The organism is uncultured Algimonas sp. (assembly GCF_947498175.1).
GTDB lineage: Bacteria > Pseudomonadota > Alphaproteobacteria > Caulobacterales > Maricaulaceae > Litorimonas.
On record NZ_CANMJB010000015.1, the window covers coordinates 21537 to 35693 of the forward strand.

Below are 14157 nucleotides of genomic sequence, written 5' to 3' on the forward strand. Positions count from 1 at the left end.
GAAGGCCTCGATTGCATCCCTTGCCATGACCCGGCGCATGCACCGCCGCCGCGCGGCGGAGACGCGGTTCCGCCTCTATGGTCGCGCCAGCGTCATTTTCTCGATGGCGGCTTTGGGCTGGCTGCTCCTGTCCATTGCCGCGACCGGATTGTCCGCCTTCACCCAGCACTGGGTCGATCTCGATCTGGATGTGCGGGCGGAAAGCGCGACGGATAACGATCGGCGCAGACTGGCCGACGCTCTGGCCGGCGGTTTCGGCGTGCAGGCGGACGATGCGGTCCGGCAGGAATTGCTCGCTCTCGTGTCGGCCAGCGCGGCGACGGACGCGCTGGCCCGGAATGCCGAACGCTCGGGCGCGACGCTCCGGTTGACCGTGCCGGTCTCCGACCAGGCGGACCAGTATTACAAAGGCCGCGTCGATGCGAGCCGTCCCGCCGCGCAGCGTCGCCTTACCGACCGGCAGATCGCCTGGCTCGACCGATGGGCCGATGAGGAGCAGGTCGAACGGCGCTTCAATCGCGGCCTGTTCGTCAATCCGGATTCGCGCGATCCGGAACGGGCCGGGCTCGCCTCGGCGATATTGGGCTCGGTCATGATCGTGCTGATCGCCGGGGCGCTGGCCTTGCCGGTCGGCATCGGCGCGGCGATCTATCTGGATGGGTTCGCGCCGCAGACCGGCTGGGGCGGGCGGCTGACACGCGCGCTGGAAGTCAACATCAACAATCTCGCCGCCGTCCCGGCGATCGTGTTCGGCCTGCTCGGCCTGGCCGTGTTCATCAACGTCTTCGGCCTGGCGCGGTCGATCCCGCTGGTCGGCGGACTGGTGCTGGCCTTGCGCATGTTCCCGACCATCGTCATCGCCTCACGCGCCGCCTTGCGCGCCGTGCCGGACTCGCTGACGGACAGCGCGCTCAGCCTCGGCGCCTCGCGCATGCAGGCCGTTTTCAACCACAAGGTTCCGATCGCCGCGCCCGCCATGCTGACTGGCTCGATCATTGGCATGGCGCAGGCGCTCGGAGAGACTGCGCCGCTCTTGATGATCGGCATGGTGGCTTTCGTGACGGCCGTGCCGGAATCGCCTCTGGATCCGGCCACGGCGTTGCCGGTTCAGATCTTTCTCTGGTCCGGATCGGCCGAAGCGGCCTGGGCGGAACGGGCCTCGGCCGCCATCATCGTGCTGCTGGCGGTCCTGATGGTCATCAACGGCGTGGCGATCGTGCTGCGTGAGCGTCTGCAGAGACGGCGGAGTCTGTGATGGTGGAAGACAAGCCGATCAAGTTCTCGGGGCGCTGCGTCAGCGTGCATTACGGCGCGTCCCGCGCCCTGCACAATGTCGACATCGACATTCCCGATCGCAACGTCACCGCCCTGATCGGGCCGTCGGGCTGCGGCAAGTCCAGCCTGCTGCGGGTTTTCAACCGCATGAACGACGTGATCTCCAATGCCCGCGTGACCGGCGAAGTGCGCATGGACGGGATCGACATCTACGCGCCGGACGTCGATCCGGTCCTGTTGCGCGCCCGTGTCGGCATGGTGTTCCAGAAACCGGCGCCGTTCCCGCGTTCCGTCTATGAAAATGTCGCCTACGGGCCGCGGCTGCACGGTCTTGCCCGGACGAAAGCGCGGCTGGACATGCTGGTCGAACGCAGCCTGCGCCGCGCGGGTCTGTGGGACGAGGTCAAGGACCGCCTGTCCATGCCCGCGCCGGGACTGTCGGTCGGGCAGCAGCAACGCCTCGTCCTGGCGCGCTCGCTCGCCATCGATCCGGACGTGATCCTGATGGACGAACCGGCCAGTTCGCTCGATCCCATCGCCACGGCCCGGCTGGAGGCGCTGATCGAGGAACTCAAGACCCGCTACTGCATCATCATCGTCACCCACAGCATGGCTCAGGCCGCGCGCATTTCCGACCACACGGCCTTCTTGCACAAGGGCGAGCTGATCGAATTCGACCAGACCGAACGCCTCTTCACCAACCCGGCCGACATCCGCACGCAGGATTATATTACGGGCCGGTTCGGCTGACGCATGGGCTTGCGGCGGCAAAGGGAATGGCTTATCGGCGCGGCCTCGCTGGTTGGCGGAGTGTAGCTCAGCCTGGTAGAGCACTGTCTTCGGGAGGCAGGGGCCGGAGGTTCAAATCCTCTCACTCCGACCAGTAGCTGCCTGACCAGAGCTGCCCGGCCAGTAACCGAATGACATCGACATGGGTGAACGACGCCTCCAGCGGAAATATCCGCTTGGCACCAAGCGTTGCCGTTTGTTTGCAGCCGGAACAAAGACACGACCGCTTTACGGCAGGCATCGTATCAGTGTTCCCTTTCGTCTCACTTCATTCGGCACCCTCCCCGAAAGAGGCAAGGGACCACGCCGTAGGCGTGGTAGAGGACGGGGAGAGGCGATGGACCATCCCTTCCTTCAAGCTTTCTATTGCGTCATTTTCTTAAACAAGGTGGAGCACTCCGGGAAGTGCGGGTCGATCCTCCGCCGTCATCCCGACCCGTAAGTCAGTTGCAGGAACACATCTTCCAGATCCGGCTGGTCCGTGCGCAGATCGTCGATCGACAGCCCGACATCCTTCACCCGGTTCATGAGCGCGGTCACGGAATCCGTGCCTTTCTGATAGGTGATGACCAGATTGCCGTCCTCGATCTGCGCGTCCAGATCCGACAGGCTCTCCGGCACGGTCGCCAGTTCGTCTACCGGAGTGATGACCAGCATCCGCTTGTCCATGCGCGACAACAGAGAATCCTTGCTCTCATTGGCCACGATCCGCCCTTCGTGGATGATGGCAATCCGGTCGCACAGGGCTTCGGCCTCTTCCAGATAATGGGTCGTCAGGATCACCGTCGTGCCGCGCGCGTGCAGCTCGCGCACATAGGCCCAGAGCTGGCGGCGCAGCTCGATATCGACGCCCGCCGTGGGTTCGTCGAGGATCAGCACGGGCGGATTGTGGACCAGCGCCTTGGCGATCAGCAGGCGGCGCTTCATTCCGCCGGACAGCTGGCGCACATAGGCGTCGCGTTTGTCCGACAAGCCCAGCGCGGCCAGGATCTCCTCGCTGCGGCGCTCCGATTTGGGGACACCGTAATAGCCGGCTTGCAGCTCCAACGCCTGGAACGGCGTGAAGAACACATCCATGGCGATTTCCTGCGGCACGATTCCGATGGAAGCGCGCGCCGCCCGCGTCTGTGTCTCGATGTCGTAGCCCATGATCCGCGCCGTCCCGGACGTCTTGTTGACCAGCCCGGCCAGGATATTGATGGCCGTGGACTTGCCTGCTCCGTTCGGGCCCAGCAGACCGAAGATGGACCCGCGCGGGACGACCAGGTCGATCCCGTGCAGGGCCGTCTTGGCCGGAGCCTTCTTCGAGGCGGCATAGGTCTTCGACAGGCCGATCAGTTCCACGGCCGGGTCGGCATCGGATCGGGCGGCGGGCGCTATTGTCGGCTTGTCTTGCATGGGACGGGGCCTTAGACGCGGGACCGCACAACGACAAGGAACAGGCCCGCCATGGTCGCTAGAAACATTTCGCCCACGCCCCGCCTCGAAGACACGGAAAGAGACGTGGTGGTCGTCGGCCAGAAATACGTCAAGTGCGACGGCGGCGGCGGGGCGCTCGGCCATCCCGTGACCTGGCTCGACATGGGCGAGGCGGACTTCGTGATCTGCAAATATTGCGACCGCGTGTTCAAGCTTGATCCAAAAGCGGTGCCGGGCGGGCATCAATAGGGTGAGCCGCTGGACCCTCGGCGTCCTGGGCGGCTCCGGCCTCTATGCCATTGACGGGCTGGAAAACCGTCAATGGGTTTCCATCGACACGCCGTGGGGGACGCCGTCCGACGACATTTTGTTCGCCGATTACGGCGATGTGCGCCTGCGCTTCCTGCCGCGCCATGGCCGCGGTCATGCGCTCAACCCGACCCGGGTCAACTACCGGGCCAATATCGACGCGCTCAAGCGCGCCGGCTGCACCGACGTGTTGTCGATCAGCGCCGTCGGATCGCTGAAGGAGCGATACGCGCCCGGCCATTTCGTAGCGGTGGACCAGTTCATCGACCGCACTTTTGCGCGAGAGAAAAGCTTCTTCGGTCCCGGCTGCGTCGCCCATGTCTCGGTCGCCGATCCGGTCTGTTATCGCCTGTCGGGTCTGGCGGCGGATGCGGCCGAGCGCGCCGGGGCGACCGTACACCGCCCGGAAGACGGCCGGTCGCTCACCTATATCGCCATCGAAGGCCCGCAATTCTCCACACGTGCCGAAAGCGAACTCTACCGGAGGTGGGGCTGCGACGTGATCGGCATGACCAACATGCCCGAAGCCAAGCTCGTCCGCGAAGCCGAACTGCCCTACGCCACGCTCGCCATGGTGACGGATTACGATTGCTGGCATCCTGACCATGGCAGCGTCGATGTCGCCAGCGTCATCGCGATCCTGCAGCAGAACGCCCAAACCGCTGGCGCCGCCGTCCGCGCACTCTGCGACGCCTTGTCGGACCAAGCGCGAACCGCCTGTGCATCGGGCATCGAAACCAATCTCGACACGGCCATCATCACGCCGCCAGAAGCACGCGATCCGGTGCTGATGGCGAAGCTGGATGCGGTGATGGGACGGCTTGCGTCCAGCCTTTAGATTTGCGGGCCTCGCCAGATTTGCAGTCCTCGTCTGGACCGTTACGGAACCCGCGCTGGTATCCGTGCTGTGTTTGCCAGGAAAGTCTGGTTGTCTCTTGATGGTCGCCAACAGGACATGATCGCGGAGCACCGCTTCATCATGATTCTTGGGAACGGTCGCCGCACTGTAAGTTTGGGAAGATCGGCTTAGCCGCTCCAAGACTCCTTGCGAGGACGCAAACCTAGACGGCCGGATCGGTCAGCGCGGCGCCCGCTTCGCCAGGATCCGTTGCAGGGTCCGGCGGTGCATGTTCAATCGGCGTGCCGTCTCGGACACGTTTTTCCCGCAGAGTTCATAGACCCGCTGGATATGTTCCCACCGCACCCGGTCCGCGCTCATCGGATTTTCCGGCGGTTCGGGCGCGGCGCCCGGTTCGGACAGCAGCGCCTTGCAGACATCGTCTGCGTCGGCGGGCTTGGCGAGGTAATCGACCGCGCCGCGTTTGACGGCGGACACGGCCGTCGCCAAATTGCCGTAGCCGGTCAGCATGACCATCTTGCAGTCGGGCCGTGCTTCGTGCAGCTGGTCGATTACGTCGAGCCCGTTGCCGTCTTCCAGCCGCATGTCGAGCACGGCGAATGCGGGCGGATTGTTCCGGACTTCGCGCTTGGCCTCGCCGACCGTTTCGACGGTGCGGACGTCGAAGCCGCGCTGCTCCATGGCGCGGCCGAGCCGGGTGCGGAACGGCGCGTCGTCGTCCAGGATCATCATCGTGGAATCATCGGGCAGGATGTATTCGCTCATGTCGCCTCCATGTCTTGAGACCTGCTTACGGACGGACGGCGGGAATGGCTTGGATGCGGGCTGAAAAAAGCGGCCTGTGCCGGTCATGGCCGGTTCAGGCGGACAGCCGTTCGACCGGCCAATCGCAGCGGACGCGCGCCCCGCCGATGGGCGCGGTCTCGAACCGCACCGTGCCGCCCGTGCGCTCGACCAATGTGGAAGCGATGAAGACGCCCAGCCCCAGCCCGCCCGCGCTGCGGCCCTTGGCGCGCGTGGTGACATAGGGCTGGCCGAGGCGAGTGCGCACCAGCGGATCGAAACCGGCGCCGTCATCGTCAACGACCACGGTGATGCGGTCGTTCTCGACGCTCGCCCGCAACTCCACACGACTATCCGCGAAATCGACGGCGTTTTCGGTGAAGTTCTTCAGCGCGTAGAGCAGCTCGGGACGGCGGCGGATCGTCAGGGGAACGCCCCCATCCGCCTGGGTGCTGTCCACGATCAGATCCTTGTCGCGGTGGATGAACCCTTCGGCCGCCTCCTCCAGCAGGTCTTCGAGGCTGAGCGTTTCGTGGATCAGGTCGGGCCGGTCGCCGCGCAGGGCCAGCTGTTCGAGGATCGAGCGGCACCGCTGTGCCTGTTGCAGAACCAGTGCGGCATCGTCCGACGTCGGTCCGTCCGGAAGCTCGCGCGTCATCTCCTTGGCGGTCACGGTGATGGTCGCCAGCGGCGTGCCGAGCTCATGCGCGGCGGCGGCGGCGAGGCTGCCCAGTGCGGACAGTTTCTGCTCCTGTGCGAGACGTTGTTCGGTCAAGGACAGGGCCGCGCTCATCTTGCGGCTCTCCGTCGTGGCGCGCCACGCATAGAGCGAGGTGAAAGCCGTGCCGACGAGGATGCCGAACAGGATTCCGGTTTCGTAGATGCGCGGCAATTTGAAATCGGCCTCCGGATACCAAGGCAAGGGGGCATGCCAGAACAGCAGGATCGTAGCCGCTGCCAAGGCCATCAAGGCCACCGTCGCCAGGACGCGTTTCGACAGAGTCGTGGCGGATGTGACAACGGGCGCCAGGAACAGGATGGCGAACGGATTCTCGATCCCGCCATTGAGATAGAGCAGCAGCGCCAGCTGCGCGATATCGAAGCCCAGCTGTGCGATCGCTTCGACATCGGAGACGCGCCGGTCCAGCGGCAACCACAGACCGACCGCGATGTTGACCAGCGCCGCCGCTCCGATGACCAACAGGGACGGCAGGACCGGGACGTCGAAGCCCAGTCCTTGGGAAACGATGAACAGCGTCACCGCCTGACCGACGACCGCGCCCCAGCGCAACAGGACAAGCGTGTAGCGTCGCAATGCGCCCGTCAGCTGGCGGCGGGGCAGATGCGAGGCATCGAGATCGTTTTCGCCATTGTCGGCCGGGCCGATGGCCGATCCGATTTCATCTGCCGTCACTGCATTTGCCGTCATGGGAATGCGCTCTTTGTCTTCTCAGTCACGGTCGACGCCTATATAGGCTTTTGCCGACGCCACCATGAGACAGATTATGCGCCCGATTGCCATCGCTTTAGCCTTGCCCGCCACGTTGGCCCTGACTTTGGCTCTGGCGGCTTGCGGCCCCGGCGCGACACAGGGCGAGGCCGGGCAAGCCGGATCCACCGTCATCAGTTCCGGCGCAGCGGAAATCGGCGGACCGTTCACCTTGGTGGACGACACAGGTGCGGTCGTCACGGAATCCGAATTGGAGGGCCAGCCGACCTTGGTCTATTTCGGGTTTTCCTATTGCCCGGACGTCTGCCCGACCGCCTTGCAGAAGCTCGGCGCGGCGCAGGAACGCATGGGCGCGGCAGCGGACGACGTTCAGTTCGTGATGGTCTCCGTCGATCCGGAACGCGACACACCCGAACAGATGGCGACCTACGTCACCAATAACGGCTTCCCGAAAGGTTTGCGGGGTTTCACCGGCACGGTCGAACAGGTCGATGCCATAAAGGACGCCTACAAGGTCTACGCGCAAAAGGTGCCGCTGGAGGACTCACCGATGGGCTATACGGTCGATCACCAGGACATCATCTATCTGATGGGCAGGGACGGCGAATTGGCGGGCTACTTCGGGCCGAACCAGACCCCGGCCGATATCGCCGTCGGGGTGCGGCAATACCTGGCCAATAGTTGAAACCGGGACGCAAGTGCTGGCGTCTGACTTGCTCAGCGGCTGGCGCCCGGCACCCACAACACGTCGTTTCTACCCTGTTCGTTGCACCAGCGGGCGGCGACGAACAGGAAATCCGAGAGCCGGTTGATGTAGGCCGTGGCCTGATCGTTGACGGGCGTGTCCGCGGCCAGCGTGACCATGCGGCGTTCCGCGCGCCGCGCGACCGTGCGCGCTAGATGCAGGTAGGTCGCCGGCGCGGACCCGCCGGGCAGGATGAAGCTGGTCAGCGGTTCCAGATCGTCGTTCAGTGCGTCGAGATCGGCTTCCAGCTTGGCGATCTGCGTCGCGACGAGCCGCAACGCATATTCGCTGTCGGCTTCTCCTTTAGCGGGCAATGGGGTGGCCAGATCGGCGCCGAGATCGAACAATTCGTTCTGGATACGGGCCAGCATCCGGTCCAGCCGGGTGTTTTCCAGGTGCAGCCGGGCGATGCCGATCGTGCAATTGGTCTCGTCCACATCGCCGAAAGCGTCGACGCGCGCGCTATCCTTGGACAGGCGTGAGCCGTCCACCAAACCGGTGGTCCCGTCATCGCCGGTGCGGGTGTAGATCTTGTTCAGCTTGACCATGGCGGGCGCCCTAGCCGTTCCGGATGCGGAAGGCGAGGAAGAGCAGGATGATGGCGGCAGCCTGCGCGCCGACGCGTTTCCACATCCAGCTGTTGGATCGTTCGCGCGCGGCCTGTCCGGTGCGGGCCATCTGCGATCCGCCGATCGCGAGGGTGACGACTACGTAAAGCATGGCGAGGGCTGCGAGGCCGATGAGAACGTAGAACATGGGGTTGTCTTTCCTGGGTTGGGAAGGCCTATATACGGATCAGGCCCACGGTGCTGCGGAAATTCCCGTCCGTCCACAGAAAAGCGCTCCGCCCTGCCTGACGTGGACGAATCGCCACGGTTAGGACACGGACCGATCCCGTTTAAGAAAAACCATAGAGACAGTGCCATGATGAGTGAAGCCGACCGCCAGGAACAGATGGGCGACGCGACCCGCGAGAAGCTGCGCCAGTTCATCGCCCGCATCGAACGTCTCGAAGCCGAAAAGGCCGAGCTGACGACCGACATCCGCGAAGTCTATTCCGAAGTGAAGGCGTTCGGCTTCGACAGCAAGGTGATGCGCAAACTGATCAGCCTGCGCAAACAGGATGTGAACGAACGCGCCGAACAGGAAGCCTTGCTCGACCTCTATCTGGGCGCACTCGACGACTGATTGCCAAATCGTTTTCGTTCGCTATATGTTCTTCAATGGCGTCCGATTACGACAAACAGCAATGGCAGGCCGAACAGGCCGCTCGCGACGTCGCGCTCGACAAACAGCGCGAGAAAGAGCGCAAGGCGCGCGAACGCTCCGCGCGTAACGCCCAGCGCAAGCTCGAACGGCTCCACCGCACGCTCGAGGACGAAGGCGAGATCAGCGATTTCGAGAAGGAATTCGCCGAGAGCGTGGCCGAGCGCCTCGACAAGTTCGGCTCGGCCTTCCACGATCTGGAAAAGGGCCGGCCGGGCGACGCTCTGTCATTTGCGCAGAAACGCGTCGTGGCCGGCATGAAGCGCAAGGCAAAGGATCTCAAGACGCGTCCTGCCGACGAAGCCGACGAGGATCCGCTGGACAGGCCGCGTCACGACAGACCGAAGCCTCGTTCCTCCTTCAAATCGAAAAAGCCGAAATGGACGCCGCGCGTGCGCCAGCTGGACGAGGATTTCGAGGCTGCACAAGAGCGTCCGGACGCGTTCATCCCGAAGCCAAGGTCAAAGCCAGAGCCAGAGCCAGAGCCGTCCCGCCCGCCGGTCGGCAAGCCTTTCCTGCGCATCGTCGGCAAGGACGCATGAAAAAGGCCCGCCGGAAGGCGGGCCTATCTATCGTTCAGCGATCGCCGGAAACGGACTAGTCGTAATAGACGTTGGCGTCGAACACGCGGTTGTTGACCGCCATGTTCCAGGCGTTTTCGTCGTAATAGGCGTCGCCGTTCGTGATGCGCATGAATTCCTGCGCGGTCTGCGTCGTCGTCAGGCCGGCCTTCATCCGGTATTCGGAATATTCCTTGAACTCGACCCGGCCGTCGCCGTCCATGTCGTAATCCGCGAAGCTGCCGTATTCCGTCGAAACGGGTTGCATGGTCATGTCGCTATCCATGTCCATGTCGCCATCGGCGGTCATGCCGTCATGCGGCGCGGTGCCGTCCAGATGGGTGTGCGGCATGTCCTTCACGCTGACACCGGCGAAATCCATGTCCGTGATCACGCCGCCGTCACCGGCCAGGCGCACATATTCCTTGGCGGAGTCGGACGGCGTCCAGCCATATTCGCGCTCCACATAATTGGAGAATTCGGTGAAATCGATCTGTGCGTCGCCATTGGTGTCGAGATCTTCGAATTTTGTGTCCGCGCTCATCATCACCTTGTCGGATTTCGTCTTGTCGCCATGGTGATCGGCGAAAGCGGGCAGGGCGGCGGTCCCGGCCAACAACAGGGCGGCGCTTGCTGTCTGAATGAGTTTCATGGGAGTCTCCTTGTCAATCGGTTCGTGCGCGGATGATCGCGCGGATATGGCCGGTAACGGGGGAAGCAGGACCGGCGCGAAGGTAAAACGGGTTCATCCGGATTAAGTTTCGAGAAAGCCCGGAACGCAAGCGCCCCCATCAATGCGACGACCCCAGCAGATCGTCGTTCCAGCGTTCGTCTTCCCAGCGCTCATCCTCGAAGTGACGGATCAGTTCGCCGGCCACTTCCTCGTTCGGCGTCACGTCCAGAATGCGGCCGCGCGTCACCATCGGGGCCTTGTCCACCGCTTCGACATCGCCGTCCAAGGGTCGCACGCTGTAGCCGTCTTCCCAGGTGGGGCTTTCCACGACCTGCACGGCGAACAGATATTCGGCCGGGCTGAGCTGGGCGTCCTCGCCGCTGATCTGCGTGAAGAACTGCGCGGCGCGCGTCGGGCCGACATCCTGCGTCCTTGCGTAGGCGGCGAACTCCGCGAACGTCACCGTGCCGCTTCCATCCGCATCCAGCGCGCCGAATTCCTCCGGCAGGTCGAGCGCCATGGCCGGCGATGCGGCCAGCAGCATGCCAACCAGAGCCAGCGCGGTCGTCTCTACACCTTTGAAACGGGACATATCGGTCTCCTTTTCGGTTTCATGGTCGGCATGATGATCGAGCAGCATGCCGTCATCATGACCGGAAAAAGGCGATATTCCGGCATGGGTTAAAACGCTTGAAACCGCGCATCGGCTCCGCCAAGGCAGCGATCATGTCCCTTGCCGATCCGATCCTGCGTCTCGATAGCGTCTCCAAATCCTTCGGCGGCGTTCCGGCCGTCAGCGATGTCAGTTTTGCCGTCCGGCCCGGGGAGATCGTCGGCTTCCTCGGCCCCAACGGCGCGGGCAAGACGACCTCCTTGCGCATGGCGCTGGGCTACGTCGAACCCGACCGGGGCCAAGTGCGCCTGTTCGGCGGTGCGCCGGGAGAGGCGGCGTTCGGCCGCGTCGGTTTCCTTCCCGAAGAACGGGGCCTCTACAAGAAACAGACCGCGCGCGAAGCCATCGCCCACATGGCGCGGCTGAACGGGATGAAACGCCGCACCGCGTTCGAAACGGCGGACGACCTGCTCGACCGCTACGGGCTGGGCGAGGCCAAGCGCAAGAAGAACAAGGACATGTCCAAGGGCATGGCCCAGAAGGTGCAACTCCTGTCCGCCATCGCGCACGATCCTGAATTCTACGTGCTGGACGAACCGTTTTCCGGCCTCGACCCGGTCAACCAGCAGGTGCTCGAAGCCATGGTGCGCGAGATCGCCGCGCGCGGCCGCACCATCCTGTTCTCGACCCATGTCATGGAACATGCCGAGCGTCTGTGCGACCGCATCATCCTGATGGCGCGCGGCGAAAAGGTCTTCGACGGCAGCGTCCAGGCCGCGCTCGACCACGCGCCGCGCCGCGTCATCATCGCGTCGGAAAACGCCGGCTTGGCCGACGTCGTCGCGCCGTTCGCCGACACGCTAGAGCGGCGCGACGACGGCGCGCTCGACCTGTTGCTCGCCCCTGGCGCCCAGACGCCGGACTTGCTGGAACGCTGTGTCGAGGCGGGCGTGCGCCTGACCCGGTTCGAACCGATCCGCGCCAGCCTGCACGAAGCCTTCGTCGCGCTGGTCGGCGAGGACGTCCGCGCCGATCTGGAAGCCGACGCGGCCGCGGATCTGCAAGCGGAGACTGTCTGATGCTGAGCGCCAACGCCCGTCCGGGCCTGCCCAAATTCTCCCGCATCTGGCTGATCGCGATGCGCGACTTCATCGGATATGTGAAGACCTGGGGCTTTTGGCTGTCCTTTCTGTTTCCGGTGATTGGCGGCATTTTCGGCTTCATGATGCAGCAATCGGACTTCGATCTGTCGCCGCCGCGCGTCGAAACCGTCATCGATCAGACCGGCGTCCACGGTCGGGCCATCCTCGACTTCTATGCGGCGGAACAGGCCGAAGACCGCGCCGAGGCCGTCAAGGCCATGGCGCTCAGCCTGCCCGAAGCCGAGCGCGAAGCCTTTCGCGAACGCGTGGACCGGAACGGTCCCGACGCTGCGTTGGCCGAATTGCAAGACCGCTATCCGGGCACGGCCGGGCAGATCGAATTGCCGGAACCGTCTCTGATTTTCGTCGACCCTCCGGCCGACAGCCTTCCGGCGCTGATGCCGTGGCTGGAAGGCGAACGCCGGGTCGCGGTGAACGGCCGCGACAGCCGCCTGAACGGCGTGATCGTGATCCGCGGCACGGCCGATGCGCCCGAGCCGCAATACTGGTCGCGCAATTTCAACAACGCCCCGGCGGAACGGCTCGTGAACCGCTATTTCCGCGACAAGGCCGAACGCCGCTATCTCGAAGCGGCGGGGCTCAGCCCCGAAGGGTTCGACGCCGCGCTGGACGGCCGCACCCGCGTCGATGTGTTCGATCCGGCCGTATTGTCCGGCGGGACGGAAGAGGACGCCTCCGCCGTCTCCGTGCTCGACCGGTTGCCTTTCTTCGCCGGGATCGGCCTGTCCTTCTTCCTGCTGATGACCATCTTCGCCGGGTCGTTCATGCTGCTGACCTCCATGATCGAGGAAAAGATGAACAAGCTGCTCGAGATGATGCTGGCCAGCACGCGCTTTTCCGAAATCATGCTGGGCAAGATGCTCGGTGCCGCGATGCTCACCCTGGCCTCGCTGGCGCCCTATCTGATCCTGGGACTCGGTGCGCTGGTCGGCTTCCTGTTCCTCGGCACGCCGGAGCAGGTCGCCGCCATCCGAGAAGCTTTGCCGCTCTCCACCATCCTGATCTCGCTGACCTTCCTGTTGCTGGGTTATGTGTTCTACGCCTCCATCCTGATCGCGCTCGGCGCGCTGGCGCAGTCCATGCAGGATGCCCAGACCCTGTCCCTCCCGATCATGCTGGTCATGTTCATGGGTCTGGGCGTGATCATGTTCGGCATCAACGCGCCCGACAGCCCGGTCATCGTGTTCGCCTCGATCTTTCCGCTGACCTCGCCGTTCGCCATGATGATCCGGCTCGCGTCCGACCCGCCGGTCTGGCAGGTGGCGCTGTCCATCGGCCTGTTGGCCGCCTCGGTCGTCGGGGTGATGTGGGTCTGCGCGCGGGTGTTCCGTTTCGGTGTGCTTTCAGGCTCCGGCGTCGGCGCCATCACCGGGTGGTTCCGGCGCACCGTTTTGCGCCGGGCGGCGTGAATGGCTAGATAGAGCGCATGACTCCGGACGACGCCAGAAACGCCATTCTCGACGCTGCCCTGCGGGACGCCCCGTTCGAGGGCTGGACCGATGTCATGTTGGCAGGTGCGGTGCGCTCGGCCGGACTGCCGGACGGTGCGGCGGCGCTCTACTTTCCGGGAGGAGCGATCGACGTGATCGTCTTCTGGTCCGAACGGATGGATGTGCGGGCGCGCGAGAAGATCGAGGCGCTGGACCTGGCGTCGATGAAGATCCGCGAGCGCGTCACCCAAGGCGTCGTGCTGCGCCTGTCGGAGACCGGCCGACACGAAGACGCCGCCCGACGCGCCCAGGCCCGGCTCCGCCTGCCGGACGGTTTGGGAACCGGCTCCCGGCTGACCTGGAATGCCGCCGACATGATCTGGCGCGCCATCGGCGACACTTCCACGGACGGCAATTTCTATTCCAAACGCGCCGTCCTGTCCGCCGTCCTGGCTTCGACCGCCCCCATCTGGCTCGGCGACGCCTTGCCGAACAAGCCCAAAGCCCGCCGTTTCCTGAATCGGCGCATCGAAAACGTCATGCAGTTCGAAACGCTCAAGGCGCAGTTCCGCAAGGCCACCGCTGACATCCCCAATCCCGCCGAAATCCTCGGCCGCCTACGCTACGGCCGTCCACGCGGCGGAGTCCCGACGCGCCGCCGGAAAAGGCGGATCAGGAGAGGGGCGTAGGTCGACCTAGCCCACAGGTCTGCGTCCCCGCCCGACCCTGGCCCCTCCAGGTTTGCGTCCCGCGTGCGGGTCTAAGATTGCCAACGGCAATCGTCGCAAACCTTGTTCCGCAGGAACACGCGTCCCAAAGGACG

17 protein-coding genes and 1 tRNA gene are annotated in these 14157 nt (G+C 64.4%); 11 read left to right on the plus strand and 7 right to left on the minus strand.

Going from position 1 to position 14157, the window contains the following annotated elements:
* The first annotated feature begins 25 nt into the window (after positions 1-25).
* From Q0718_RS13195 to Q0718_RS13205, 3 genes are all read left to right on the plus strand, one after another.
* Positions 26-1255, plus strand: a complete 1230-nt coding sequence (locus tag Q0718_RS13195; protein WP_298918890.1) for a PstA family ABC transporter permease — start codon at positions 26-28, stop codon at positions 1253-1255.
* Complete coding sequence (pstB, locus tag Q0718_RS13200; RefSeq protein WP_298918938.1) at positions 1255-2025, plus strand: phosphate ABC transporter ATP-binding protein PstB; 771 nt, start codon at positions 1255-1257, stop codon at positions 2023-2025. Before Q0718_RS13195 ends, pstB begins: the two co-directional genes overlap by 1 nt.
* A gap of 56 nt (positions 2026-2081) precedes the next feature.
* Positions 2082-2158: transfer RNA gene (locus Q0718_RS13205), tRNA-Pro, on the plus strand.
* 332 nt (positions 2159-2490) lie between these two features.
* Here the strand turns inward: Q0718_RS13205 and Q0718_RS13210 are convergent.
* Positions 2491-3462 carry an ABC transporter ATP-binding protein gene (locus Q0718_RS13210; RefSeq protein ID WP_298918893.1) on the minus strand — a complete coding sequence of 324 codons (972 nt, stop codon included), beginning with the start codon at positions 3460-3462 and terminating at the stop codon, positions 2491-2493.
* Between the two features lie 51 nt (positions 3463-3513).
* On the opposite strand from Q0718_RS13210, the gene Q0718_RS13215 reads away from it, so the two are divergent.
* Positions 3514-3732, plus strand: coding sequence for a zinc-finger domain-containing protein (locus tag Q0718_RS13215; RefSeq protein WP_298918896.1), 219 nt, complete (start codon positions 3514-3516; stop codon positions 3730-3732).
* A 1-nt stretch (position 3733) separates the two neighbouring features.
* Positions 3734-4630 carry an S-methyl-5'-thioadenosine phosphorylase gene (locus Q0718_RS13220; RefSeq protein WP_298918898.1) on the plus strand — a complete coding sequence of 299 codons (897 nt, stop codon included), beginning with the start codon at positions 3734-3736 and terminating at the stop codon, positions 4628-4630.
* Between the two features lie 240 nt (positions 4631-4870).
* Here Q0718_RS13220 and Q0718_RS13225 read toward each other — a convergent pair whose 3' ends face one another.
* Positions 4871-5416, minus strand: coding sequence for an ActR/PrrA/RegA family redox response regulator transcription factor (locus Q0718_RS13225; RefSeq protein ID WP_298918900.1), 546 nt, complete (start codon positions 5414-5416; stop codon positions 4871-4873).
* Between the two features lie 94 nt (positions 5417-5510).
* Entirely contained in the window at positions 5511-6863 is a 1353-nt protein-coding gene (locus Q0718_RS13230) for an ActS/PrrB/RegB family redox-sensitive histidine kinase (protein ID WP_298918903.1), read from the minus strand.
* 76 nt (positions 6864-6939) lie between these two features.
* On the opposite strand from Q0718_RS13230, the gene Q0718_RS13235 reads away from it, so the two are divergent.
* A complete protein-coding gene (locus Q0718_RS13235) occupies positions 6940-7569 on the plus strand; it encodes an SCO family protein (RefSeq protein WP_298918906.1) in 630 nt (209 codons plus the stop codon).
* A 32-nt stretch (positions 7570-7601) separates the two neighbouring features.
* On the opposite strand, the gene Q0718_RS13240 is transcribed toward Q0718_RS13235, so the two are convergent.
* Positions 7602-8177 carry a cob(I)yrinic acid a,c-diamide adenosyltransferase gene (locus tag Q0718_RS13240; RefSeq protein ID WP_298918909.1) on the minus strand — a complete coding sequence of 192 codons (576 nt, stop codon included), beginning with the start codon at positions 8175-8177 and terminating at the stop codon, positions 7602-7604.
* A 10-nt stretch (positions 8178-8187) separates the two neighbouring features.
* The gene (locus Q0718_RS13245) at positions 8188-8385 is read right to left on the minus strand and encodes an HIG1 domain-containing protein (RefSeq protein ID WP_298918912.1); all 198 of its coding nucleotides are present in this window, start codon (positions 8383-8385) and stop codon (positions 8188-8190) included.
* Positions 8386-8553: 168 nt separating this feature from the next.
* Here Q0718_RS13245 and Q0718_RS13250 point away from each other — a divergent pair, with 168 nt between their 5' ends.
* Positions 8554-8817, plus strand: coding sequence for a DUF2312 domain-containing protein (locus Q0718_RS13250; protein ID WP_298918915.1), 264 nt, complete (start codon positions 8554-8556; stop codon positions 8815-8817).
* Between the two features lie 35 nt (positions 8818-8852).
* Positions 8853-9437, plus strand: coding sequence for a hypothetical protein (locus Q0718_RS13255; RefSeq protein WP_298918918.1), 585 nt, complete (start codon positions 8853-8855; stop codon positions 9435-9437).
* 55 nt (positions 9438-9492) lie between these two features.
* Here the strand turns inward: Q0718_RS13255 and Q0718_RS13260 are convergent, their stop codons facing one another.
* Together Q0718_RS13260 and Q0718_RS13265 are read right to left on the minus strand one after the other, a co-directional pair.
* Positions 9493-10107 carry a hypothetical protein gene (locus tag Q0718_RS13260; protein ID WP_298918920.1) on the minus strand — a complete coding sequence of 205 codons (615 nt, stop codon included), beginning with the start codon at positions 10105-10107 and terminating at the stop codon, positions 9493-9495.
* 139 nt (positions 10108-10246) lie between these two features.
* Positions 10247-10720, minus strand: a complete 474-nt coding sequence (locus tag Q0718_RS13265) for a hypothetical protein (protein WP_298918923.1) — start codon at positions 10718-10720, stop codon at positions 10247-10249.
* A gap of 98 nt (positions 10721-10818) precedes the next feature.
* On the opposite strand from Q0718_RS13265, the gene Q0718_RS13270 reads away from it, so the two are divergent.
* From Q0718_RS13270 to Q0718_RS13280, 3 genes are read left to right on the plus strand one after another with little or no spacing between them, the layout of a single operon-like run.
* A complete protein-coding gene (locus Q0718_RS13270) occupies positions 10819-11820 on the plus strand; it encodes an ATP-binding cassette domain-containing protein (RefSeq protein ID WP_298918925.1) in 1002 nt (333 codons plus the stop codon).
* Entirely contained in the window at positions 11820-13313 is a 1494-nt protein-coding gene (locus tag Q0718_RS13275) for an ABC transporter permease (protein WP_298918928.1), read from the plus strand. The genes Q0718_RS13270 and Q0718_RS13275 overlap by 1 nt, the downstream gene beginning before the upstream one ends.
* Positions 13314-13330: 17 nt before the next feature.
* Positions 13331-14023, plus strand: coding sequence for a COQ9 family protein (locus Q0718_RS13280; RefSeq protein ID WP_298918931.1), 693 nt, complete (start codon positions 13331-13333; stop codon positions 14021-14023).
* Positions 14024-14157 lie beyond the last annotated feature (134 nt).

Excerpts from the sequence above, each read along its gene's own strand:
- Q0718_RS13195 (WP_298918890.1), top strand. The coding sequence starts at position 26 with ATGACCCGGCGCATGCACCGCCGCCGCGCGGCGGAGACGCGGTTCCGC.
- Q0718_RS13245 (WP_298918912.1), bottom strand. The coding sequence starts at position 8,385 with ATGTTCTACGTTCTCATCGGCCTCGCAGCCCTCGCCATGCTTTACGTA.
- Q0718_RS13250 (WP_298918915.1), top strand. The coding sequence starts at position 8,554 with ATGATGAGTGAAGCCGACCGCCAGGAACAGATGGGCGACGCGACCCGC.
- Q0718_RS13235 (WP_298918906.1), top strand. The coding sequence starts at position 6,940 with ATGCGCCCGATTGCCATCGCTTTAGCCTTGCCCGCCACGTTGGCCCTG.
- Q0718_RS13280 (WP_298918931.1), top strand. The coding sequence starts at position 13,331 with ATGACTCCGGACGACGCCAGAAACGCCATTCTCGACGCTGCCCTGCGG.
- Q0718_RS13215 (WP_298918896.1), top strand. The coding sequence starts at position 3,514 with ATGGTCGCTAGAAACATTTCGCCCACGCCCCGCCTCGAAGACACGGAA.
- Q0718_RS13210 (WP_298918893.1), bottom strand. The coding sequence starts at position 3,462 with ATGCAAGACAAGCCGACAATAGCGCCCGCCGCCCGATCCGATGCCGAC.
- Q0718_RS13265 (WP_298918923.1), bottom strand. The coding sequence starts at position 10,720 with ATGTCCCGTTTCAAAGGTGTAGAGACGACCGCGCTGGCTCTGGTTGGC.
- Q0718_RS13230 (WP_298918903.1), bottom strand. The coding sequence starts at position 6,863 with ATGACGGCAAATGCAGTGACGGCAGATGAAATCGGATCGGCCATCGGC.
- Q0718_RS13275 (WP_298918928.1), top strand. The coding sequence starts at position 11,820 with ATGCTGAGCGCCAACGCCCGTCCGGGCCTGCCCAAATTCTCCCGCATC.
- Q0718_RS13260 (WP_298918920.1), bottom strand. The coding sequence starts at position 10,107 with ATGAAACTCATTCAGACAGCAAGCGCCGCCCTGTTGTTGGCCGGGACC.
- Q0718_RS13225 (WP_298918900.1), bottom strand. The coding sequence starts at position 5,416 with ATGAGCGAATACATCCTGCCCGATGATTCCACGATGATGATCCTGGAC.
- pstB (WP_298918938.1), top strand. The coding sequence starts at position 1,255 with ATGGTGGAAGACAAGCCGATCAAGTTCTCGGGGCGCTGCGTCAGCGTG.
- Q0718_RS13240 (WP_298918909.1), bottom strand. The coding sequence starts at position 8,177 with ATGGTCAAGCTGAACAAGATCTACACCCGCACCGGCGATGACGGGACC.
- Q0718_RS13255 (WP_298918918.1), top strand. The coding sequence starts at position 8,853 with ATGGCGTCCGATTACGACAAACAGCAATGGCAGGCCGAACAGGCCGCT.